The 22,339-nt window shown below is 42.1% G+C and carries 18 protein-coding genes and 1 riboswitch; of the genes, 16 read left to right on the forward strand and 2 right to left on the reverse strand.

The window, feature by feature from the left end; translation table 11 throughout:
- Positions 1–39 precede the first annotated feature (39 nt).
- The 5 genes from DS737_RS00675 to lpxC all read left to right on the forward strand — a co-directional run bounded on the left by DS737_RS00675 (position 40) and on the right by lpxC (position 5,666).
- The gene (locus DS737_RS00675) at positions 40–966 is read left to right on the forward strand and encodes a D-alanine--D-alanine ligase (RefSeq protein WP_004641558.1); all 927 of its coding nucleotides are present in this window, start codon (positions 40–42) and stop codon (positions 964–966) included.
- A gap of 4 nt (positions 967–970) precedes the next feature.
- Positions 971–1,828 carry a cell division protein FtsQ/DivIB gene (locus tag DS737_RS00680; protein ID WP_005087191.1) on the forward strand — a complete coding sequence of 286 codons (858 nt, stop codon included), beginning with the start codon at positions 971–973 and terminating at the stop codon, positions 1,826–1,828.
- Between the two features lie 65 nt (positions 1,829–1,893).
- Complete coding sequence (gene ftsA, locus DS737_RS00685) at positions 1,894–3,156, forward strand: cell division protein FtsA (protein WP_004641555.1); 1,263 nt, start codon at positions 1,894–1,896, stop codon at positions 3,154–3,156.
- 265 nt (positions 3,157–3,421) lie between these two features.
- Positions 3,422–4,597, forward strand: a complete 1,176-nt coding sequence (ftsZ, locus tag DS737_RS00690) for a cell division protein FtsZ (RefSeq protein WP_004641553.1) — start codon at positions 3,422–3,424, stop codon at positions 4,595–4,597.
- A gap of 166 nt (positions 4,598–4,763) precedes the next feature.
- Positions 4,764–5,666 (forward strand): UDP-3-O-acyl-N-acetylglucosamine deacetylase, encoded by a 903-nt coding sequence (gene lpxC / locus DS737_RS00695; RefSeq protein WP_004641551.1) that lies wholly within the window; start codon positions 4,764–4,766, stop codon positions 5,664–5,666.
- Positions 5,667–5,764: 98 nt separating this feature from the next.
- On the opposite strand, the gene DS737_RS00700 is transcribed toward lpxC, so the two are convergent.
- Entirely contained in the window at positions 5,765–6,205 is a 441-nt protein-coding gene (locus DS737_RS00700; RefSeq protein ID WP_004641549.1) for a hypothetical protein, read from the reverse strand.
- A 106-nt stretch (positions 6,206–6,311) separates the two neighbouring features.
- Between DS737_RS00700 and DS737_RS00705 the strand changes: the two genes are divergently transcribed.
- From DS737_RS00705 to DS737_RS00730, 5 genes are all read left to right on the forward strand, one after another.
- Entirely contained in the window at positions 6,312–6,995 is a 684-nt protein-coding gene (locus DS737_RS00705) for a M23 family metallopeptidase (RefSeq protein WP_004641547.1), read from the forward strand.
- Between the two features lie 205 nt (positions 6,996–7,200).
- A complete protein-coding gene (gene aceE / locus DS737_RS00710; protein WP_113996535.1) occupies positions 7,201–9,918 on the forward strand; it encodes a pyruvate dehydrogenase (acetyl-transferring), homodimeric type in 2,718 nt (905 codons plus the stop codon).
- Between the two features lie 2 nt (positions 9,919–9,920).
- A complete protein-coding gene (locus tag DS737_RS00715) occupies positions 9,921–11,879 on the forward strand; it encodes a 2-oxo acid dehydrogenase subunit E2 (protein ID WP_113996536.1) in 1,959 nt (652 codons plus the stop codon).
- A 139-nt stretch (positions 11,880–12,018) separates the two neighbouring features.
- Positions 12,019–12,300: a hypothetical protein gene (locus tag DS737_RS00720; RefSeq protein WP_113996537.1), complete on the forward strand. Its 282-nt coding sequence runs from the start codon at positions 12,019–12,021 to the stop codon at positions 12,298–12,300.
- Between the two features lie 40 nt (positions 12,301–12,340).
- A riboswitch (yybP-ykoY riboswitch) is annotated at positions 12,341–12,479 on the forward strand.
- Positions 12,480–12,561: 82 nt separating this feature from the next.
- Entirely contained in the window at positions 12,562–13,137 is a 576-nt protein-coding gene (locus DS737_RS00730) for a TMEM165/GDT1 family protein (protein ID WP_113996538.1), read from the forward strand.
- 103 nt (positions 13,138–13,240) lie between these two features.
- Here the strand turns inward: DS737_RS00730 and DS737_RS00735 are convergent, their stop codons facing one another.
- The gene (locus tag DS737_RS00735) at positions 13,241–15,364 is read right to left on the reverse strand and encodes a TonB-dependent receptor (protein ID WP_113996539.1); all 2,124 of its coding nucleotides are present in this window, start codon (positions 15,362–15,364) and stop codon (positions 13,241–13,243) included.
- A 221-nt stretch (positions 15,365–15,585) separates the two neighbouring features.
- On the opposite strand from DS737_RS00735, the gene DS737_RS00740 reads away from it, so the two are divergent.
- The 6 genes from DS737_RS00740 to recJ all read left to right on the forward strand — a co-directional run bounded on the left by DS737_RS00740 (position 15,586) and on the right by recJ (position 22,322).
- On the forward strand, positions 15,586–16,392 hold the full coding sequence (locus DS737_RS00740) for an oxygen-binding di-iron domain-containing protein (RefSeq protein WP_113996540.1): 807 nt from the start codon (positions 15,586–15,588) through the stop codon (positions 16,390–16,392).
- A gap of 124 nt (positions 16,393–16,516) precedes the next feature.
- Complete coding sequence (locus DS737_RS00745) at positions 16,517–16,882, forward strand: YkgJ family cysteine cluster protein (protein WP_004641533.1); 366 nt, start codon at positions 16,517–16,519, stop codon at positions 16,880–16,882.
- Between the two features lie 139 nt (positions 16,883–17,021).
- Positions 17,022–18,488, forward strand: coding sequence for an IMP dehydrogenase (guaB, locus tag DS737_RS00750; RefSeq protein WP_004641532.1), 1,467 nt, complete (start codon positions 17,022–17,024; stop codon positions 18,486–18,488).
- Between the two features lie 126 nt (positions 18,489–18,614).
- A complete protein-coding gene (gene glmM, locus DS737_RS00755) occupies positions 18,615–19,952 on the forward strand; it encodes a phosphoglucosamine mutase (protein ID WP_113996541.1) in 1,338 nt (445 codons plus the stop codon).
- A 12-nt stretch (positions 19,953–19,964) separates the two neighbouring features.
- Positions 19,965–20,621 carry a pyridoxamine 5'-phosphate oxidase gene (gene pdxH / locus DS737_RS00760; RefSeq protein ID WP_004641528.1) on the forward strand — a complete coding sequence of 219 codons (657 nt, stop codon included), beginning with the start codon at positions 19,965–19,967 and terminating at the stop codon, positions 20,619–20,621.
- Positions 20,622–22,322: a single-stranded-DNA-specific exonuclease RecJ gene (gene recJ / locus DS737_RS00765; protein ID WP_113996542.1), complete on the forward strand. Its 1,701-nt coding sequence runs from the start codon at positions 20,622–20,624 to the stop codon at positions 22,320–22,322. It begins immediately after the preceding gene.
- The last annotated feature ends 17 nt before the right edge of the window (positions 22,323–22,339 follow it).

Consider the following 22,339-nt stretch of genomic DNA (forward strand, 5'->3'; position numbering starts at 1 on the left):
TTTTGTTTTGTAAATATTAAAAGTTTTAAGGATATAAACGTGTCAAATGCTGCAAAATTCGGCAAAGTTGCTGTGTTATTGGGTGGGAAGTCAGCTGAGCGTGCTGTGTCATTGGACAGTGGTCAGGCTGTGCTAGAGGCATTATTGCGTTCGGGTGTACAAGCTGAGGCATTTGACCCGCAAGAGCGCAGTGTGACAGAACTGGTTGCTTATGATCGTGCTTTTATTGTGTTGCATGGTCGTGGTGGGGAAGATGGTCAAATTCAAGGTGTGCTTGAATGGTTGAATATTCCGTACACTGGCACTGGCGTACAAGGCTCTGCGATTGGGATGGATAAGGTCAAAACCAAGCAAATTTGGCAGGGTAGCGATTTACCAACAGCGCCATATCGTATCATTACGAAAGACACTGATTTAGATGCAGTGATTGCTGATCTTGGTTTGCCAGTCATTATCAAGCCTGTACATGAAGGCTCTAGTGTTGGGATGAGTAAAGTTGAGAAAACCGAAGACTTTGCTGCTGCAATTGCAAAAGCCACAGCACATGATGCAGTGGTGATGGCTGAAAAATGGATTACAGGTCGTGAATTTACCATTTCATTTTTAAATGGTCAGCCTTTGCCAGTGATTCGCCTACAGCCACCTGCTGATGTCGCATTTTATGACTATGAAGCAAAATACCAACGCAATGATGTGGAGTATGGTATTCCATGTGGATTGAGTGAAGCAGAAGAAAAGACATTACAAGCTCTTTGCTTGCGTGCTTTCCAAGCCGTTGGTGCCGAAGGATGGGGGCGTATTGATGCAATGCAGGATGAACAAGGCAATTTCTGGTTGTTAGAAGTGAATACTGTCCCAGGTATGACCAGCCACTCTTTAGTACCAAAGGCTGCTCAAGCGGTAGGTTATAGTTTTGATGCGCTCTGTGTTGCGATTTTAGAGCAAACCTTAGCAGCGTCGGTTTAGTTTTATGGCTCAACTTCCTGCATCTATGCGTCGCAAGCAACGACCAGCGATTAGCTCAATCCACGAGAAACCACCGACACCAAAACAAAAAATGGTGAATGCCGGTGGTTGGATATTGCTGGTGGTTGCATTTGCAGTGTTAGCATTGGGCATCTATGGTTTATATAAAGTGATGACCGATGCGACTGTGGCGGAACTGCAGGTCGTTGGTACAAATTCAGAACAAGAAAATCAACAGCTAATCCAGCAGTTGAGCCCAGTGATTAAAGATAATTACTTTACCTCGGATTTAGAGCAAATTCGAGATTACGCGTTAAAAGTGTCTTGGGTTGACCGTGTGGTGGTGTCACGAGCTTGGCCAAATGCAATCCGAGTGCGGGTCATGCCGCGACATCCGATTGCGCGTTGGGGAACAGGGCGTTTGCTCAGTGACAATGGTGAGGTGTTTAGCGAGGCAGTGCCAAAAGCACATCCTAATCTACCGCTTTTACATGGGCCCGTCAGCCAATCCAAAATGATGATGCGTCGTTATAATGAAATTAGTCAATTGTTTCAGCCAGCAGATTTACGTCTGAAAGAATTGTATTTAACCGAGCGTATGACATGGTTTATGCAGTTTGATTCGGGTTTACGTATTATCGTTGATCAAGATCAAACCATGAATAAGTTACAGCGCTTAAGCCATTTGGCACAAACGGATCTTAAACCTGTATGGCCGAAGATCTCGGCGATTGATTTGCGTTATCGAAATGGACTGGCAATCCAGTGGAGAAATGCAACGCCGCCTAAGATCGTCAACGGTCAGTTTGTTGTAACGATTGATGACACAAGCCTTGCAGGTGGAATTCAGGCAAAGCCATAATACGTGGCTTGAAAACAACAGGCAGTTTGCCCGTACTAAACAACAAAAGATATGGTATTGAAGTAATGAGTGAAACTGTTCCCTCAGTTGTTACGATTGACATTGGGACTCATAAGGTCACAGTTTTAATTGGTAAAATCCATGCGCCCGATAAGATTCAAGTGATTGGCATGGCGTCTGCTCGTAACCGTGGTATGGTGAAAGGCAAGATTGTCAGTCTTGACAAGGTGATTGCGGCTATTAAAAATGCGGTATCCGAAGCTGAGGATATGGCAGAGTGCCGTATTCATAGTGCGTGGGTATCTATTCCAAGTACAGAATTACAAAGTTTTTATGCATCAGGTCGTACGCCTGTGGCAAACCACGATCATATTATTACAACCAATGAAGTGGTGCGCGCTTTAGAACTGGCGAAAGCTAGCCATGTTTCACCTGATTATTATTTGGCGAGTGCTGTGCCGCTAGGTTTTGAGCTTGGGGATTCTGGTGAATGGGTACAAAACCCAGTGAATATGTCAGCGCACAGCATGACAGGACATTATCAGCTCATGATGATGCCAATCAGCACCATGCAAAACCTTGATCGCGCCATGAAAGGGGCGAATATTGGGGTGGAGAAAATGGTCGTATCATGTTTGGCGACCGCTGAGGCGAGTTTGCTCAAAGATGAAAAAGAATATGGCGTATGTTTGGTGGATATCGGAGCTGGTATAACCAATATTGCGGTGTATTTAGATGGTCGTTTAGCTTTGGCGCGAACTTTACAGCGTGGTGGTGAAAATGTAACACGAGATATTGCTGCGGTTCTACAAACCACCACAGAAGAAGCAGAACGTATTAAAATATTACATGGTTGTGTGGATCTCAGTGTGGTGAAGCCTGATCATATGATTCAGGTGCAAGGCATTGATGGGACACAAACCATTAGCCGCATTGAATTGGCTGAGATTATCATTGCGCGTTATGAAGAAATTTTTGCGATGATCCGTGAAGAATTAGAGCATAGCGGTGCGATTCATGGTTTGTATCATGGTGTTGTATTAACAGGTGATGCATGTCAGATTGAAGGCATGGTGAATTTGGCACGTCGTATGTTGGGCGTTTCGGCACATTTGGGCAATCCACCGTTACAAGTTTATGCCGACGATCAACATCTACCAGCGCTACGTCGTTCAATGTATGCAACGGCTGCAGGTTTGTTGATGTTTAGCCAAAGTGATTTGCAAGATGTGGTCGAAGAACCAGAAGAAGCAACCGAGCGTAGTTTTGTCGAACGTGTTGCCAATGGCTGGAATGCATTGAATAGCAAATTAAAGGCTATATTTTAGGATTTGCTGAGATTCTGCCTTGAGCGTTATAACTCACATTGCGACATTGGTTTTTTAGCTAATTAGGCAAGGCAGGGTAGAAATCTAAACAAACCCTCTGTTGTAGTTTTTTTTGGGAAAATTTGTTAAGAAGTTGTAATAGTAGGTCACTGTACTTGACAAGCTAGTGATTATTGAACAGCATCCTAAACATCAGTAGTTTTAAAAATCAGGGCAGTAACGGGCTGAAGTAACTGCCATTAATATATTAGGAAATCTAAAGGTCATGGCCTCATTTGAATTTATAGAAGATGAACTAGACGATGGCAACGGTCAAGCCCGTTTCACAGTGTTTGGCGTTGGTGGTGGGGGCGGAAATGCTGTCCAGCACATGGTGCAGTCAGATATTCAAGGCGTGAAATTTGTTTGTGCGAATACGGATAAGCAAGCACTTGATTGTATGAATGCGCCATTCAAAATTCAATTGGGCGAACAAAGTACCCGTGGTTTAGGTGCTGGTGCAAATCCAGAGGTGGGTCAAGTTGCGGCAGAAGAAAGTCGTGAGGTGATTCGTCAACACCTTGAAGGTACAGACATGGTATTTGTTACTGCTGGTATGGGCGGTGGTACAGGTACGGGTGCTGCGCCTGTGGTTGCCGAGGTTGCTAAAGAAATGGGCATCCTAACTGTGGGCGTCGTAACAACACCATTTAACTTTGAAGGTCGTCGTCGTCAAAAGTCTGCTGAAAAAGGTATCGATGCTTTAGAAGCGCATGTTGATTCTTTGATTATTATTCCAAACCAACGCTTACTCAGCGTTTATGGCGATATTTCAATGAAAGATGCCTATAAAAAGGCGGATGATGTGTTGTTGAATGCGGTACGCAGTATCTTTGATTTAGTGGTTAATCGTGGTCATATTAACCTCGACTTCGCAGATTTGAAAACAGCAATGAGTACGCGTGGTTACGCCATGATGGGTGCTGGTCTAGGGCGTGGTGAAGATCGTGCACGCCAAGCGGCTGAACAAGCAATTCGTAGCCCATTGCTTGATAATGTCAATATTATCAATGCCAAAGGCGTGTTAATTAATATCACAGGTGGTGATGACATTACCTTGCGTGAAACAGAAATTATCACTGATGTCGTCAATCAAATCGTTGACTTGGATGAAGGTGAGATTTTCTACGGTACTGTATTTGATCCAGATGCACGTGATGAACTACGTGTGACTGTGATCGCAACGGGCTTAACGCGTAATGCATCTGAAGTAGAAACCAAGAAACGTACCACTCATGCACAGGCTGTTTCCCAAGGTACGCAAACTGTTGATGAAGATGATGTTCCAGCGATCAGTAAGCGTGCAAATACAGAAGCACCGAGTAGTGCAGCGCCAAGTTCATCACCACTTTCATCTCCGATGAGCATTCAAGATTATCTAAAAAATCAACAAAGAAAGTAATTTAATCAATTACTTGGAAACAGGGAGGGCGAGCACCTCCCTTTTTTATTTTTTGTAATAAAGTATTGATTGACATTTCTGCCAACAACAGATTCGATTTATCAAGTGCCAAAACAACCCAAATATGCTAACTTATATCGGTTTTTGCAAATAAAGTTGGCATGGCATGTTGAAACAACGGACTCTTAAACGTGTAGTGAAAGCGAGCGGTATTGGTCTGCACAGTGGTCAAAAGGTGCTGATTAATTTTGTTCCACATCACGTAGATGGAGGAATTGTGTTTCGTCGTATCGACTTGAATCCCCCTGTTGATATACCAGCAAATGCGATGCTGATCCAAGAGGCATTTATGTGCTCGAACCTCGTTCGAGAAGATATCAAGGTCGGTACCATTGAACATGTGATGAGTGCGATTGCAGGGCTTGGAATCGATAATCTAATCGTCGAAGTCTCTGCGTCAGAAGTTCCGATTATGGATGGCAGCGCTGGTCCTTTTATTTATTTGTTGATGCAAGGTGAGCTCGCTGAGCAAAATGCACCGAAGAAATTTATAAGAATTTTAAAACCTGTCGAGGCGCTAATCGAAGATAAACGCGCTATTTTTACACCGCATTCTGGTTTCCAACTGAACTTTACTATTGACTTTGATCATCCCGCCTTTGCTAAAGAATATCAGTCAGCAACGATCGATTTCTCAACTGAAACTTTTGTATATGAGGTGAGTGAGGCGCGAACTTTTGGTTTTATGAAAGATTTGGATTATCTAAAAGCCAATAATTTAGCTTTAGGTGCGAGTTTAGATAATGCGATAGGTGTAGATGATACTGGTGTGGTCAACGAGGAAGGTCTGCGTTTTGCTGATGAGTTTGTACGCCATAAAATATTAGATGCAGTGGGTGACTTATATCTTTTAGGTCATCAAATCATTGCGAAGTTTGATGGTTATAAATCAGGTCATGCACTGAATAACCAGTTATTACGCAATGTTCAGAATGATCCAAGTAGTTATGAAATTGTAACATTTGATGACGAGAATAATTGTCCAATTCCTTACGTAAGTGTGACATAAGTCATTGTCTTTTCTTGCCTATGTTATAATGTAACAAATGAAAGTGAGATGGAAATCACGGAAAATAAGAAGATATTCCATCACTTAAGTTGTACTGTTTACTTTTTATTGCTTGCCAAAAGTAGTAAAGCTTGGCTAAGCTTAGGGTCGCTCACATATTCAGCGGCACTGCGTAAAAGCTCTTGAGTCTCTGAATTAAGTTTCTTTGATGCGGGGGCAGGTTCTGTTGAAACATGTTTTTTGTTTCTCAATCGAACTTGAATTTTGCGTAAATCACGGAATACTTCAAGTTGAGTGAACTGCGCGACATAGTGAGTTTGTAAGTAACTAAGTTGACTAATCATCGCTTGATTTTCACCTGTTATGATCAAAACGCCATGTTGATAACAAACAACCTGCCATTGCTCTGGTTGGGGCAATAATGGTTGAATAATTTTCGTAAGTTTTTGCCATTGTGTGACTTGCGTAGTCAGAAACGTTAAGTTTCCAGTTTTTGTATGTTGTCCTTTCTGTTGAAAAACGTTGTTAGGTTCAGACATGTCAACTTCCTTAGAGGTTACCTGTCCATCTTAAGCGTTTAGTTCGGCTGTGATCAAGGAAGAGATGATAAAGGAACAATTTAAGGACGGTTTCAAGAGGTTTTTTATGCATACGCGTCGTATTTTACTTGCATTTTCACTTGCTGCTTCAGCCGCTTCGGTTGCTTTTGCAGATTATCAAAATATCAATCAAGCCACTGCTGCAGACCGTCTAGAGCAGTTATCTAAAACCTTAGCTCAAGGTTCATATACCCATCCTGATGATATTGATCTGCCAGCTGTATCAAATGTCTCTGTTAAATTACGCGAAAAAACCATTGAACTAAACAATGCCAGTATTGAAAAGAAGTATGGTCGCCAAGAGAGTGGACCTTCATTCTCAGCGGGTACGGGTCATTCTTGGTTAGTCAGTCATCCATTGCAAGATGGTCGTGTTAGTTCGACTTGGGGTAACCGTACGCTATTAGGTTCTACTCGCCATCATTCAGGTGTTGATATTGCAGCACCATCGGGCACACCTATCTATGCAACAGGTCCTGGGGTTGTAACCAAATCAGGTTGGGGTACGGGTTATGGTCAATACGTTGAAATTGATCATGGTAATGGCTATGTTACTCGTTATGCGCATGCATCACGCTTAATGGTCAATGCGGGTGAGCGTGTTGGTGCGGGTCAGCATATTGCAAATGTTGGTTGTACTGGTCGTTGCACTGGACCTCATTTACATTTTGAAGTCGTGAAAGATGGCCAGCGTCGCAATCCTTCAACTTATCTTGCTTTGTTGCCTTAATGTAATTTGTTAACAGTTGTATATAAATGTTTGAAGAAATCGCCTTTATTGGCGATTTTTTATATTTTTTGTTTGATTTGGGTCAATGACTATTTAGGAAAAAAATATTAAGCGCTTTTGTATTCATTTAGGGCGATACCTTTATGAAGCCAAAACATGATAAATATAGCAATAACAATATAGCTTAAGGGAAAAGGTGAATTATATGGCGTTTTATGGCGACTCAGACGCGCAGGAAACCCAAGAATGGCAAGATGCTTTTGATTCAGTATTACAACATATGGGCACGGAACGCGCTGCTTTCTTACTTGAGAAACTTTATCAACGTGCCATTGCCAAACACGTTCCTATTCAACGCTTAAATACACCTTATCTCAATACTATTTCAGTTGAAGAACAACCTGCCATGCCTGGTGATCAGGATATGGAGCGTCGTATTCGCGCTTTAATCCGTTGGAATGCATTGGCGATGGTTCTTCGCGCCAATAAAACAGGTGATGATTTAGGTGGTCACCTCGCAAGTTTTGCATCGTCTGCAACCCTATATGATGTCGGTTTTAACCATTTCTTCCGCGCCAATAATGATAATTTCGGCGGAGATATGATTTATTACCAAGGACACTGTGCTCCTGGTATTTATGCACGTTCATTCCTTGAAGGACGTTTAACTGAAGAGCAGTTAAGTAATTTCCGCCGTGAAGTTGGTGGCAATGGTTTACCAAGCTATCCACACCCTTATCTGATGCCAGACTATTGGCAATTCCCAACGGTATCAATGGGTCTTGGTCCAATCATGTCGATTTATCAAGCACACATTCAAAAATATTTGATGAACCGTGGTTTGATTAAAGAAGAAGATCGTAAGGTCTGGGCATATCTCGGCGATGGTGAGATGGATGAACCAGAAAGCTTAGGTGCTATTTCATTGGCAGGCCGTGAAAAGCTTGATAATTTAGTTTGGGTGGTTAACTGTAACTTACAGCGTCTAGATGGCCCTGTACGTGGTAACGGTAAAATTATTCAAGAACTTGAATCGATCTTCCGTGGTGCAGGCTGGCGTGTCATTAAAGTAGTATGGGGTCGTCATTGGGATCCATTACTGACTAAAGATACAAGCGGTGCCTTAAAAGCACGTATGGAAGAAGCTGTTGATGGTGACTACCAGCGCTACCAAGTAAAAGGTGGTGCCTATACGCGTGAGAAATTCTTTGGCAAGTACCCAGAAGCTGCGGAACTTGTAAAAGACTTAAGCGATGAAGATATTGATGCCTTAAACCGTGGTGGACATGACCCTTACAAAGTGTTTGCTGCCTATGCAGAAGCAATGAAAGCAAAAGGTCAGCCAACAGTAATCTTGGCAAAAACCATTAAAGGTTATGGTTTGTCTGAAGAAATTGAAGCGGTGAATAAAACGCACCAAATCAAAAAGATGCAAATTGACTCGTTACGATATGTGCGTGACCGTTTCAATCTTCCATTCACGGATGAGCAGTTAGAAGAACTTCCATTCTATCGTCCAAGTGAAAACTCTCCAGAAATGAAATATATGAAGGCGCGCCGCGATGCATTGGGTGGTTACTTGCCAGCACGTCGTCGTGAGAGTGAGTCTTTAGAGATTCCTGATTTATCTGTATTTGATGCAGTGTTGAAAGGTTCTGGTGGCAAAGAGCAATCCACCACGATGGTGATGGTGCGTTTAATTTCTGCTTTACTCAAAGAAAAAGCAATTAAAGATCGTGTCGTGCCAATTGTTCCAGATGAAGCACGTACGTTTGGTTTAGAGGGTATGTTCCGTCAGCTTGGTATTTATGCCGCTCACGGTCAAAAATATACACCAGAAGACCAAGAACAGCTCATGCATTACCGTGAAGCAAAAGATGGTCACATGTTACAAGAAGGGATCAATGAAGCAGGTGCGATGAGCGCATGGGCTGCTTTGGCAACCAGTTATTCAACCAATAACTTGCCGATGATTCCAATGTACATGTACTACTCAATGTTTGGTTTCCAACGTATTGGTGATATTGCATGGGCTGCTGGTGATGCACAGGCTCAAGGTTTCTTGTTGGGCGCGACAGCGGGTCGTACAACATTAAACGGTGAAGGTTTACAGCACCAAGATGGTCATTCACATATCTTGGCGAACACGATTCCAAACTGCGTATCGTATGATCCATGTTTTGGTTATGAGTTAGCGGTAATCGTACACGACGGTTTACAACGTATGTATGTGAACCAAGAGCGTGTGTTCTATTACTTAACGGTAATGAATGAAAACTACGAACATCCTGAAATGCCAGAAGGCGTTGAAGAGGGCATTAAACGTGGTATGTATTTATTCGAGAAAGATGAAAAAGCAACTGTCCAATTACTTGGTTCAGGTGTAATTCTTCGTGAAGTGATTAAAGCTGCGAAAATCTTACGTGATGAATACCAAATTCATTCAAATGTGTGGAGTGTCACAAGCTTCAACGAATTGGCACGTGATGGTATGGCATGTGAAGAATACAATCGCCTACACCCACTTGCTGAAGAAGTGAAAGAATCTTGGGTATCTAAACAATTACGAGGTACGGAAGGTATCGTCGTTTCTGCTACAGATCATATGCGTGCTTATAGTGAACAAATTCGTGCCTATCTTCCAGATGGTCGTCCATTTGTAGCATTGGGTACAGATGGCTATGGTCGTTCAGATACCCGTGCGAACCTACGTAGTTTCTTTGGTGTTGATGCTGCGCATATCGTTGTTGCGACTTTGAAAAAATTAGCGGATGAAGGTGAGGTGGATGCACGTTTGGTGAAAGATGCAATTTCTAACTTTGAGTTAGATACGGATCGTCCAGTAGCCTGGGTTCCACAAGCACATCCAGAAGTTCAGCCAGTTGCTGAATATAATGAAACGCAAACAGGTGAGGGGAACTAAGCATGCAAATTAAGACCCCTGATATTGGTGTAGATAAAGCAAACGTTGCTGAAATTTTAGTAAAAGTTGGTGACCGTGTTGAAGTTGACGACAGTATTGTTGTGCTTGAGTCAGATAAAGCAACTGTTGAAGTGCCTAGTACTTCGGCAGGTGTCGTAAAAAGTATCTTGATTAATCAAGGTGATGATGTGACTGAAGGTGTGGCTTTGATCGAGGTCGAAGCAGAAGGGGCAGCACAAGCAGCGCCAACTCCAGTTCCTGCGGCTGAAGAAAAGCCAGCTGCTCCAGCACCTGCACAACAAACTCAAGCTTCAGCTCAACCTGCTGCTACATCAACTGCAACTGTTGACGTAACTGTACCTGACATCGGCGTTGAAAAAGCATTGGTTGGTGAAATCCTCGTTAAAGTGGGTGATCAGATCGATGTTGAACAAAGTATTGTGGTTGTCGAGTCAGATAAAGCGACTGTAGAAGTTCCAAGTAGTGTTGCGGGTATTGTGGAAAGCATTCAAGTGAAAGAAGGCGATACCGTTAAAGAAGGTGTTGTGCTTCTTCAAGTGAAAACAACGTCTGCATCTAGTGCACCAGCTGAGGCACCTGCTTCTACCGCAGCTGAGGCGGCAGCACCTGCACCAGCTCAGCAAGAAACTGTAGCAGCGACGGCTACTCAATCTGGTCCAGTGGATATCAATGTTCCTGATCTAGGTGTCGATAAAGCAGTTGTTGCTGAAATCTTAGTCCAAGTTGGCGATAAAGTTGATGTCGACCAAAGCCTTGTTGTGGTTGAGTCAGATAAAGCGACTGTAGAAGTCCCAAGTACGGTTACTGGTGTTGTCAAAGCAATTCATTTACAAGCAGGTCAACAAGTTTCGCAAGGTATATTGCTTGCAACAATTGAAGTTGAAGGTCCAGCAGCAAAAGCAGCAAAAGCAGCAGTAGCATCTACTTCACCAGCAACAGCACTTAAAGCGGCAACTCCTGCTTCAACTCAGTCTGCGCCTGCGGCACCATCTAGTACTGACAAGTTAACTAAAGAGCAAGAAGCTGAAAATGCAAAGGTATACGCTGGTCCTGCCGTGCGTAAATTAGCGCGCGAATTGGGTGTGGTACTTGGCCAAGTTAAAGCATCTGGTGAACATGGTCGTGTGATGAAAGATGATGTTTTTGCTTATGTAAAAACTCGTTTAACTGCACCGCAAGTTGCTCCAAGCACACAGGCAGCGCCTGTGGCTTCAGGTTTGCCATCGCTACCTGATTTCACCGCATTTGGTGGTGGTGAAGTAAAAGCAATGACGCGTTTGCAACAGGTTTCGGTACCGCAATTGTCATTGAATAACTTCATTCCGCAAGTGACTCAGTTTGACTTAGCTGATATCACTGAGCTTGAAGCGTGGCGTGGCGAACTAAAAGATGGCTTTAAGAAGCAAGGTGTTAGCTTAACTATTTTAGCGTTCATCGCGAAAGCGGTTGCTCACTTGTTAAAAGAAGAGCCTTATTTTGCAGGTCATTTGGCGGATGATCAAAAGTCTGTATTGCTCCGTAATGAAATTCATATGGGTATTGCTGTTGCAACACCAGATGGTTTGACAGTGCCTGTACTACGTAATCCAGACCAAAAGTCCATTAAGCAAATTGCTACAGAGTTAGCTGAACTTAGTCAAAAAGCGCGTGATCGCAAGTTATCACCAAAAGATTTACAAGGTGCGAACTTCACGATTACCAGCTTAGGTTCAATTGGTGGAACGGCCTTTACGCCATTAGTGAACTGGCCTCAAGTTGCAATCTTGGGTATCTCACCTGCCACCATGCAGCCAGTATGGAATGGAAAAGACTTTGATCCGCGCTTAATGTTGCCATTGTCACTGTCTTATGATCATCGTGTGATCAACGGCGCCGATGCAGCACGATTCACCAATAAATTGACTAAATTATTGAAAGATATTCGTACTTTGTTACTGTAATTTCAATGGTTTGATTTGGAATAACCTCGCAATTGCGGGGTTTTCTTTTTTTGAATAGCCTGAATCAATGTAGTGCTTTATTTGTGCAATTTTTTATCTAAAATGAATACTAAATAAGGAGATCTGATGTGGAGTAATAATGTTCGCGGTATATAAAATAATGTTGCCGTTATTGCTGGTTATGTTTGTTGCTATGGGGCTCTGGGTGAGTGTTCTGCATTTCCCGTGGGAATGGGTATTCTATATGGTGATGGGGTTAGAAGTAATGGTTGCTACAGTCGCGATGACAATGGAATATCAAGCACAACAAGTGGGTGGTGTAAGCAGTTGGGGCAGTCTGGGTCTTATAGGGAGTAATCTTTTTTTTGCTTGTGTGTTGGGTATATTACGTTATGGATTATGGTGTTATCAAAAAATCTAAATTTAGAGATTTTAAATGGAGAAGGGATTTGTTAAAATAACTAAACTTCATTGGGGAGTAGCCGCTCTTTACGCAAAGTAAAGAGGTGATGATCAACATAATTGTTCAACCGAACATGGTCATCATAGCAAAGAACCAAAGCAGCTCACGCTGTGCTTTTGTTGGCAAGACCTTTGATTTATCACTCTGCATCAATTCATTTGATTTTGGCTAGCAGGAGGGATAGGTCATCGGTATATATGCTAGCCAGAGCAATCCATTATGTATGAATTTCTCATCTCAACTTCGATTGTTGCCCTTGCTGAAATGGGCGATAAAACTCAGCTTTTGGCATTGTTACTTGCTGCGCGATTCCGTAAGCCGATTCCGATTTTAATTGCTATATTATTGGCGACCTTGATCAATCATGGTGTGTCTGCTGTACTAGGTCAGTGGATTACAACTGTACTCAGCCCTGAAATTTTGTTGTGGATTCTGGCGCTTGGATTTATTGGAATGGCGATTTGGATGCTGATTCCGGATGAATTGGGCGATGAATCAGAGAACATTAATAAATGGCAAAAGTTTGGTGTATTTGGTGCGACTTTTACCTTGTTTTTCTTGGCAGAAATTGGAGATAAAACCCAAATTGCAACGGTTGCTTTAGCTGCACGTTTTGACAGTATCTTTTGGGTGACGATGGGTACAACCTTAGGGATGATGATTGCCAATGCGCCAGCGGTGTTCATTGGGCACAAGATTGCTGATAAATTGCCGATTTCATTGATTCATAAAGTGGGTGCTGCCATTTTCTTGATTATCGGTGTGTCTACTTTGCTTCAGCATTATTTCTTTTAGGGTTGTAATCTGAAAAACACGCTTTGGCAGAAGTTGTTGAGTTTTTGTTGATTAGAGCGTATTACAATTTTAAAGCCCCTTTGATCAAAGGGGCTTTAAATGATTAATAGTTAAATTTCACAGTAAAATTAATCTGTCGTGGATTGCCTAAGGTGATGAGATTCTCATTGAGCGCACCCGCATAATAGTCTTTGTCAAACATATTGCGGATTGCCAATTGGGCACCCCAATGTGCCGCATCATAGCCTGCTTCAGTATCAAAGACGGTATAACCTGGAATATGGACATCTAGTTTATCCATAGTTTTATAAGTTTCGCCGCGAAATCCACCACCTATATACCAGCCAAGTTTTGATGTGGGATCAAATTTATAACGTGCAGAGAAACTGTAGCTGTGTTCTGGGACATTATTAAGTGCTTTGCCAATATTGCTACTATCGGCGTCTTTACTAATTTTGGCATCGGCTGTGTAGGTATAGGCAGCTATTAATTTTAGGCCTTCTAAAATTTCTGAGCTGAGTTCAGTTTCGATACCACGAGTTAACTGTTCACCACGTTGTACTTTTTCATTTGAATTTACTGAATCATTAACAACTACGTTCTGACGTTTTAAGTCATACCAAGCAATAGCACCTTGAATGCGTTGATCTGGGCTTTGTAACTTCATCCCAACTTCTACCTGTTTTCCTTTTTCTGGCTTAAATGGATTGCTATTGATATCAGTACCACTGTTTGGAGTAAATGAAGTCGCGTAGCTGACATAAGGCGCCACAATGTCATTGAGGGTATACATGACAGAGGCACTACCAGTAAATGCTTCATCAGACTGTTTACTGCTATTTCCCGTAATTAAACTTGTAGTTTGAGTTTGTGCCCAATCTTGGCGACCAGATAGACTTAACAGTAATTGATCATTGAGTTGAATACGGTCACGAATATATAAACCTGCGTATTTTAAACGGTTAATATCGTGGTTGCTGACAGGATTGGAACAAGTAACAGTTTGTCCATATACGGGAGTGTATATGTTGAAATCACCGACATTACAACGGTTGTTGGTGTAATCACTTTTTTCTTGGAAGGCATCAACACCTATATTGATGTCGTGCTGCATGCCATATAATTCAAATTGGTTATTTAAACGGTTATCAATTGCATAACTTAAGTTATCAATAATTTGGTGGCGACTGTTATTTTTACGGCTGATCGTGGTGTAGTTTTTATCTGCCCAAAAGTTACTACCTGTACGGGCAAAGACTGCTTGACCATCCATTTCAGTTTTTTGTACGGCAAAGTTTTGGTTAAAGTTCCATCCATTTTCAAAGGCGTGCTTAAACGTATAACCAGTACGATATACATCTGCTTCATATTTACCAAAATGAGGATCGCCAATATATAAACTTCGGTCTATAGCGCCGTTAGGGTTATCTTTTAATGTACCAATGACAGGTAAACCTTGTTGGCGAATATATTCTCGATGCTGATAGCTTGCGATGACAGAAAGATCAGTGTTATCCCCTAAGTCAAAGTTATAAGAGGGGGAGATGTAGTAATTTTTAAAATAAACGTAGTCAGTTGGATCATCTTGATCGGAGATACGACCATTTAAACGGAAGGCACCTTTTTCACTCTTATTTGGGCTATAGTTTAAGTCGAAAGTCCCTTCTTTAAGGCTGTAACTACCATAAGTCATGCTAGCTCGCGCAAAGTTTTCCGCTTCAGGTCGTTTGGTGACTAAATTGACCATACCTCCCGGAGCAACCAAACCAAAATTAATCGAAGCAGGGCCTTTTAATATTTGTACTTGATCCATTCCCGAAATTTCAGCAGCTACAGAAGGGGTAGGTGAACTTTGACCAATTCTTAAACCATCGACATACACCGAGTCAGAAGAAGTTTGGCCTCGAATAATAAAATCATCCCAACCACGGCGACCAAGCTTTCCAGCCTCTACACCTGCAACCCCTTCAAGTGCATCCGTAAGCGTTCTTGCTTGTTTTTGGTCAAGTTGTTCACGGGTGACAACAGAAACTGATTGAGTAGTTTTAAATAGAGGTGCATTGGATTTGAGTGCTGAAGTCGCTGTCGTGGCGGCATAGGCCTGATCTTGCTGTTGGGCTTTGACCGAAATAGTTGGGAGTATAAGGTCTTGATCTTCTTTAGCATATGCCATGGTCATAGTGCTTAAGATAAGTGTTGCGAGTAAAGTACGATGCGTAACAAGCATAGAGATGTCCAAGGGAGGGAGCAAAATGGCAGGTGAATGCCATGAATGAGAATGGTTATTATTTTAAGGGATCCGTTTTCTAAAACCAAGCAATAAATCTAAAGCTGATTGTTGGATAAATTATGATAAATATCCAATATGTGATTGAATCTAGATTTAAATCCCATTATTTTATTATGGAATTAAAATAATTCATATTTAAAAGATTTTTTGGGGTTTCTATGAGTTTTGAACGGACAACATCACAGATATTATTTGATAATGGTACGCATAAATGCATTAGTTTTACCAGTTTGGTGAAAGGGGAAGGCATTCAAGCAAATCAATTTTTGATTATTGACCATGAGCGAGCTGCGGTTTTAGATCCAGGCGGTGATCTCACATATGTGCCTTTAACCATGGAGCTTAATCGCTACACCAAACTGAAAAATCTTGATTATGTGATGGCTTCTCATCAGGACCCAGACATTATTACCTCGATGCCTCGTTGGTTGGTCTATACCGATGCCAAAGTTGTCGCATCAAAGTTGTGGGCACGTTTTCTACCGCATCTCAATTCAGCATTTATGAGTGATCGTATGAAGGGAAATTGGGAAGAGCGGCTTATTGAGCTGTCTGATACGGGACAGGTTATTCCTTTAGGGCAGTCCTCGATTGTCGCAGTACCTGCACATTTCTTACATTCTGTCGGTAATTTCCAATTTTATGATCCGACAGCAAAAATCTTATTTTCTGGTGATATGGGAGCATCGATAGTAGATGATGCGAGTGTGCCGATTGCAGATTTTGAAGCGCATACTAAGAAAATGAAAGGTTTTCACCAGCGCTATATGTGCTCAAATAAAGTGATCCGATTATGGGTCAATATGGTACGTCAGATGGATTTAGAAATGATTGTCCCGCAACACGGCACAGCCTTTGTTGGAAAAAAAATGATTGAGCAATTTCTAGATTGGATTGAAGCGCTGGAATGTGGTGTTGACCTGATGAATGAATATGTCTTTAGTATGCCCACAGAAATCGCTTAAACATAGGATAAATATGACGGTCGAATACAAAAAATAGGGTTCATCTCTCTTGTTTTTGTAGATAAGTTTTTTTAGGATTCGCGTTTTAAAGAGTTTTATTTTGATAACGAGAATTTTAACAAAAATGTTGTCTCAAATTATGACCTCTGAAACATGTGTCCATTGTGGCGCATGTTGTGCGCATTACCGTGTATCGTTTTATTGGGCTGAGGCTGAAGTCATGCCAAGTGAGATGATTGAGCCGCTCACGGCTGTTTATTCATGCATGAAGGGAACAAATCAGACTCAAGTTAGATGTATTGCTTTAGAAGGCGTGGTTGGACAGCAGGTGAGTTGTTCAATTTATGCGGTGCGTAGCTCAACCTGCCGAGAAGTACAGGTTGGTGATGAACATTGTCATAAAGCTCGAGTTGCACACAATATGATTCCTTTGATTTTAATTGAAGAACAAGATGCTGCAAATAATGAAGATTATGATCAGGTGGGTTGATTAAAAGTCTGTGAAACTGGATTCAAAAAACAGGGAAACGTGATGGTAACGGTTTTTCTGAAATTATTTCATCCTAGAAAATGAAATTCACTGTGAAATTTGTTTATAATAGCTCACGGAATTTACCAGTGAGATTGTTATGCTGACCATCGTTCAAGAAGCGCTAACCTTCGATGATGTCTTATTACTTCCTGCCTACTCAACTGTTCTCCCAAAAGATGTCTCCTTAAAGACACGTTTAACTCGCGGAATTCAACTCAATATCCCTCTCGTTTCGGCTGCAATGGATACAGTGACTGAGTCACGTATGGCGATTGCAATGGCGCAAAATGGTGGTATTGGTATTTTGCATAAAAACATGGATATCGCAGCGCAAGCCGCTGAAGTACGCCGTGTGAAAAAATTTGAAGCTGGAATGGTGAAAGATCCAATCACAGTAACACCAGAAACGACGGTTCGTGAACTGATTGCAATTACACAAGCAAATAATATTAGCGGTGTACCTGTGGTTAAGGACGGCAAAGTTGTCGGTATTGTGACAGGACGTGATACACGTTTTGAAACGAATTTAGAGCAACCTGTTAGTAACATCATGACAGGTCAAGATCGCTTAGTCACTGTACGTGAAGGCGAGTCGAAAGAAAATATCCAAGCATTGCTACAAAAGCATCGTATTGAAAAAGTTTTAGTTGTTGGTGAAAACAACGAACTTAAAGGCTTAATTACGGTGACTGACTTCCGTAAAGCAGAAAGCTACCCGAATAGCTGTAAAGACGAACTCGGTCGTTTACGTGTAGGTGCAGCAGTTGGTACAGGTGCTGAGACACCAAGCCGCGTAGAAGCATTGGTCGATGCTGGTGTAGATGCGATTGTTGTTGATACAGCACATGGTCATTCTGCTGGCGTCATTGAGCGCGTACGTTGGGTAAAAGCGAATTACCCACAAGTTCAGGTGATTGGCGGAAACATCGCAACTGGTGATGCGGCATTGGCATTGCTTGATGCAGGTGCAGATGCGGTAAAAGTGGGTATCGGTCCAGGTTCTATTTGTACCACGCGTATTGTTGCTGGTATTGGTATGCCACAAATTTCTGCCATTGATAGCGTTGCAAATGCCTTGAAAGATCAAATTCCTTTGATCGCGGATGGTGGTATTCGTTTCTCTGGTGATATGGCGAAAGCGATTGGCGCAGGTGCAAGCACGATCATGGTAGGTTCGCTACTTGCTGGTACAGAAGAAGCACCAGGTGAAGTTGAGTTTTTCCAAGGTCGTTACTATAAAGCCTATCGTGGCATGGGTTCATTGGGTGCAATGGCAGGCGCGACTGGTTCTGCTGACCGCTATTTCCAAGACTCAAAAGCAAGTGCTGAAAAATTAGTACCAGAAGGTATTGAAGGTCGTGTTCCTTATAAAGGTCCAATGGGCAACATCGTACATCAAATGATGGGCGGTTTACGTTCATCTATGGGTTATACGGGTTCAGCTGCGATTGAAGATCTTCGTCAAAATGCGAAATTTGTAAAAATTACTTCAGCAGGTATGTCTGAATCACATGTACATGACGTGACGATTACTAAAGAAGCGCCAAACTACCGTGTTGGTTGATTTTTGGTAATTTTGTCGCTGGAAAAACCGTCAGTTCGCTGACGGTTTTTTTGTTTTAGTGTAAAGTGAAATAGATCATAAATGATGTGGCTTAGTGTCATATTACGATAAGAAAGTGAGTAGAAAATGAGTTATTTTGGTACTGATGGAATTCGAGGCAAATTTGGACAATTGCCGATTACGCCAGAATTTGCTTTAAAATTGGGTTTTGCTGCAGGAAAAGTATTAAAACGTAATAGCCCAAAAAATAAGCCAATTGTGGTCTTGGGGAAAGATACACGTTTATCAGGGTATATTTTAGAAGCTGCATTACAAGCGGGTTTAAATGCGGCTGGTGTGTATGTGCATTTGCTTGGTCCATTACCGACGCCAGCAATTGCACACCTTACTCGTGCTCTGCATGCACACGCGGGCATTGTGATCTCTGCTTCACATAATCCTTATTTTGATAACGGGATTAAGTTCTTCTCAAGTGAAGGTAAGAAACTTCCTGATAATATACAAGATCAAATTAATCAAGAGCTTGAACAAGATTTGCTTATTGATGATACAGCGAACTTAGGTAAAAGTGTTCGTGTAAAAGATGCCAATGGTCGCTATATCGAATTCTGCAAATCAACTTTCCCATATCATTTCAACCTACATAATTTAAAAATTGTCGTGGATTGTGCCAATGGTGCAGCCTACAGTGTTGGGCCATCAGTGTTCCGCGAGTTAGGTGCCAAAGTTATTCCACTATTTAATGATCCTGATGGTTTAAATATCAATGAAAACTGTGGCTCTACACATCCAGAGCATTTACAAAAAGCGGTAGTTGAGCATCAAGCAGATCTTGGTATTGCTTTTGATGGTGATGCCGATCGTGTCGTAATGGTGGATAAAAATGGCAATCTTATTGATGGAGACCATATTCTTTATATTCTTGCAACACAAGCCAACCATAAGCCAGAAGGTGTGGTTGGAACAGTGATGAGCAATATGGCACTTGAGCTTGCGTTAGATAAAGCCAATGTTGGATTTGTCCGTGCAAAAGTGGGTGACCGCTATGTATTGCAAGCCCTTGAGGAGCAGAATTGGAGTATTGGTGGAGAACCATCTGGGCATATTTTAACCTTAGATAAAAGTACCACGGGTGATGCAATTATTGCAGCTCTGCAAGTACTTACAGTGATGGTTGAACAAGGCAAAGCGCTACATGAGTTGGTTGCAGGTTTTGAGTTATTCCCACAAGTATTGGTGAATGTTCGTTTACAGCAGATGATTGATCCGTATTCTATTCCTGCTCTGGTTGCAGAATTTGAAAAAGCCGAACAACAACTCAAAGGTCGTGGTCGCATTTTGATTCGTAAGTCAGGTACTGAACCTGTGATTCGGGTTATGGTGGAAGGTGATCAGCAACAAGAGGTAGAGAGCATTGCCAATCATTTGGCGGAAGCTGTTAGAGCTCAAGCCCAAGTTGCATAAGAGAGAATACCAATGAGTGATGTGATTAAGGATCTGAGTGAATTACGATTAAGTTATGAACAAGGTGAGTTGCATGAAGCACAGATCAGCGATCATCCTCACCTGCAATTCTTGAATTGGTTTAATCATGCTTTGGCGGCACATTTACATGAGCCGTATACGATGTCTTTGGCCACTGCAAATGCACAAGGTCGCCCACATGTACGGACTGTATTATTACGTGGTGCGACAGAAGCAGGCTATGATTTTTATACCAATTATGACAGCCAAAAAGGGATAGACCTTGCTGAAAATCCATTCGCTGAGTTGTTATTTTACTGGCCAAGTTTAGAGCGCCAAGTTCGTATCAGTGGTCAAGTGATCAAGATCTCTGAACATGAATCAACTGAGTATTATTTAAAGCGCCCCCGCGATAGTCAAATCGCCGCGCATATCAGCACCCCACAAAGCGGTAGAATTGCGAGTCGAGAAGAGTTACAGCAGCGTTTTTATGACTTACAGCAGCAAGTGGGTGAACACGGTGAACTCACTAAACCTGATTTTTGGGGCGGTTATCGTTTAATTGCTGACTATTATGAGTTTTGGCAAGGGCGTCCAAATCGTTTACATGACCGCTTGAGTTATGAAAAACAGGATGGGCAATGGGTTATACAACGTTTGATGCCATAAATGACACAGATAAAAATTCAACAAAGACCTTTGCTTACACGCCCTGAACAGTTTCAGGGCGTGCCTTCGTTTATTGCTGAGATATTAGCAAGACGAGGTGTTCAATCAGAGCAAGAACTTGAACTCAAGCTAAAACATTTATTGCCCCCTACTTTAAAAGGGATCGATGCCGCAGTTGAATTGATTGATCAAGCGATTGATCAACAAAAGCAAATTGTCATCATTGGTGATTATGATGCGGATGGGGCAACCAGCACTGCATTAATGGTTTTGGCTCTACAAGAAATGGGGGCAAGAGTAGAGTATTTAGTCCCTGATCGCTTTAAGTATGGTTATGGGCTCACGCCCAAAATTGCGGAATTGGCAAAGCAGAGTTATCAGCCTGATTTGCTGATCACGGTCGATAATGGCATTTCCAGTCATGCTGGTGTAGAAACAGCACAAGCTTTAGCTATGCAGGTGATTATTACCGATCACCACCTCACGACAAAACCAACGCCGACTGCTGAAGCGGTAGTCAATCCAAACCAATTGGGTTGCGATTTCCCAAGCAAAGCTTTGGCTGGGGTAGGTGTTGCTTTTTATGTATTGGCAAAGTTAGCCAGTCACCGTGTTCAGCAAGGAAAAAGTAGCTGTAAAGTCACTCAATATTTAGACCTTGTGGCATTGGGAACCTATGCTGATGTCGCAACCTTGGATTACAACAACCGTATATTGATTGATGCAGGGCTGAAACGGATTCAGCAGCATCAATGTCGTGTGGGAATTTTAGCGCTATTAGATATTGCGGGACGTGATGCTGCGAGTTTACGTGCACAAGATTTAGGTTTTGTCCTTGGGCCTCGTATTAATGCCGCAGGGCGTATGGAAAGCATGCGAATCGGCATTGAATGTTTACTTGCAAACGATATGCAAACCGCTTATCCAATCGCACAGCAGCTCAATCAATTAAATCTTGAGCGCCGGCAAGTTGAAACGGAGATGAAGCAACAAGCACTTTCTGCCTTGCAACATATCCAATTAACAGCTGAGCAAATACCGCCAGCATTAGTGATGTTTGATGAACAATGGCATCAAGGGGTGATTGGTATTGTCGCTGGGCGACTTAAAGAACAGTTTTATCGCCCAAGTTTGGTATTTGCACCTGATGAAGATGGGATACACATCAAAGGTTCTGCGCGTTCTATTGATGGCATTCATATCCGAGATATGATTGAATCCGTGGCAGAGCAGCGTCCAGATCTACTGAGCCATTTTGGTGGTCATGCAGCAGCAGCAGGTTTAACGCTTAGGAAAGAACATTTTGATGAGTTTAAAAGCCTCTTTACTCAAATGATCGCCGAGATGGATTCTGATTTATTTCAAGCCACCTTGTGGACCGATGGAGAGTTGGGGGATTCAGCTCTTCATTTAAGCTCTTTGGATTGGATTGAGCAGCTTGGACCTTGGGGGCAAAAGTTCCCTTTGCCGCAGTTTGAAGGACGATTCCAAGTGGTTGATTATCGTTGGCTTAAAGATCAGCATTTAAAACTGAAATTGGCAGTAGGGTCACACTCAATTGACGCGATTGCTTTTAACGCAATAGATCGTTTTGAATTTAACCCGATGCTAGGGTATGTCGATTTAGTCTATAGTTTAGAGCGTAATGTATTTAATGGAAGTACCAGCCTGCAATTACAAGTCATTTATTTAAAACAATAAAAAAACCGCTCAATATT

Source organism: Acinetobacter haemolyticus (genome assembly GCF_003323815.1).
In the GTDB taxonomy this organism is placed as follows: Bacteria; Pseudomonadota; Gammaproteobacteria; order Pseudomonadales; family Moraxellaceae; genus Acinetobacter; species Acinetobacter haemolyticus.

What these genes read in the sequence shown, in the direction of transcription:
- DS737_RS00680 (WP_005087191.1), top strand. Translation starts at nt 971, where the DNA reads ATGGCTCAACTTCCTGCATCTATGCGTCGCAAGCAACGACCAGCGATT.
- DS737_RS00740 (WP_113996540.1), top strand. Translation starts at nt 15,586, where the DNA reads ATGAGTTTTGAACGGACAACATCACAGATATTATTTGATAATGGTACG.
- guaB (WP_004641532.1), top strand. Translation starts at nt 17,022, where the DNA reads ATGCTGACCATCGTTCAAGAAGCGCTAACCTTCGATGATGTCTTATTA.
- aceE (WP_113996535.1), top strand. Translation starts at nt 7,201, where the DNA reads ATGGCGTTTTATGGCGACTCAGACGCGCAGGAAACCCAAGAATGGCAA.
- DS737_RS00715 (WP_113996536.1), top strand. Translation starts at nt 9,921, where the DNA reads ATGCAAATTAAGACCCCTGATATTGGTGTAGATAAAGCAAACGTTGCT.
- DS737_RS00735 (WP_113996539.1), bottom strand. Translation starts at nt 15,364, where the DNA reads ATGCTTGTTACGCATCGTACTTTACTCGCAACACTTATCTTAAGCACT.
- DS737_RS00730 (WP_113996538.1), top strand. Translation starts at nt 12,562, where the DNA reads ATGTATGAATTTCTCATCTCAACTTCGATTGTTGCCCTTGCTGAAATG.
- pdxH (WP_004641528.1), top strand. Translation starts at nt 19,965, where the DNA reads ATGAGTGATGTGATTAAGGATCTGAGTGAATTACGATTAAGTTATGAA.
- DS737_RS00720 (WP_113996537.1), top strand. Translation starts at nt 12,019, where the DNA reads ATGTTCGCGGTATATAAAATAATGTTGCCGTTATTGCTGGTTATGTTT.
- ftsZ (WP_004641553.1), top strand. Translation starts at nt 3,422, where the DNA reads ATGGCCTCATTTGAATTTATAGAAGATGAACTAGACGATGGCAACGGT.
- DS737_RS00700 (WP_004641549.1), bottom strand. Translation starts at nt 6,205, where the DNA reads ATGTCTGAACCTAACAACGTTTTTCAACAGAAAGGACAACATACAAAA.
- glmM (WP_113996541.1), top strand. Translation starts at nt 18,615, where the DNA reads ATGAGTTATTTTGGTACTGATGGAATTCGAGGCAAATTTGGACAATTG.
- DS737_RS00745 (WP_004641533.1), top strand. Translation starts at nt 16,517, where the DNA reads ATGTTGTCTCAAATTATGACCTCTGAAACATGTGTCCATTGTGGCGCA.
- ftsA (WP_004641555.1), top strand. Translation starts at nt 1,894, where the DNA reads ATGAGTGAAACTGTTCCCTCAGTTGTTACGATTGACATTGGGACTCAT.
- lpxC (WP_004641551.1), top strand. Translation starts at nt 4,764, where the DNA reads ATGTTGAAACAACGGACTCTTAAACGTGTAGTGAAAGCGAGCGGTATT.
- DS737_RS00705 (WP_004641547.1), top strand. Translation starts at nt 6,312, where the DNA reads ATGCATACGCGTCGTATTTTACTTGCATTTTCACTTGCTGCTTCAGCC.
- recJ (WP_113996542.1), top strand. Translation starts at nt 20,622, where the DNA reads ATGACACAGATAAAAATTCAACAAAGACCTTTGCTTACACGCCCTGAA.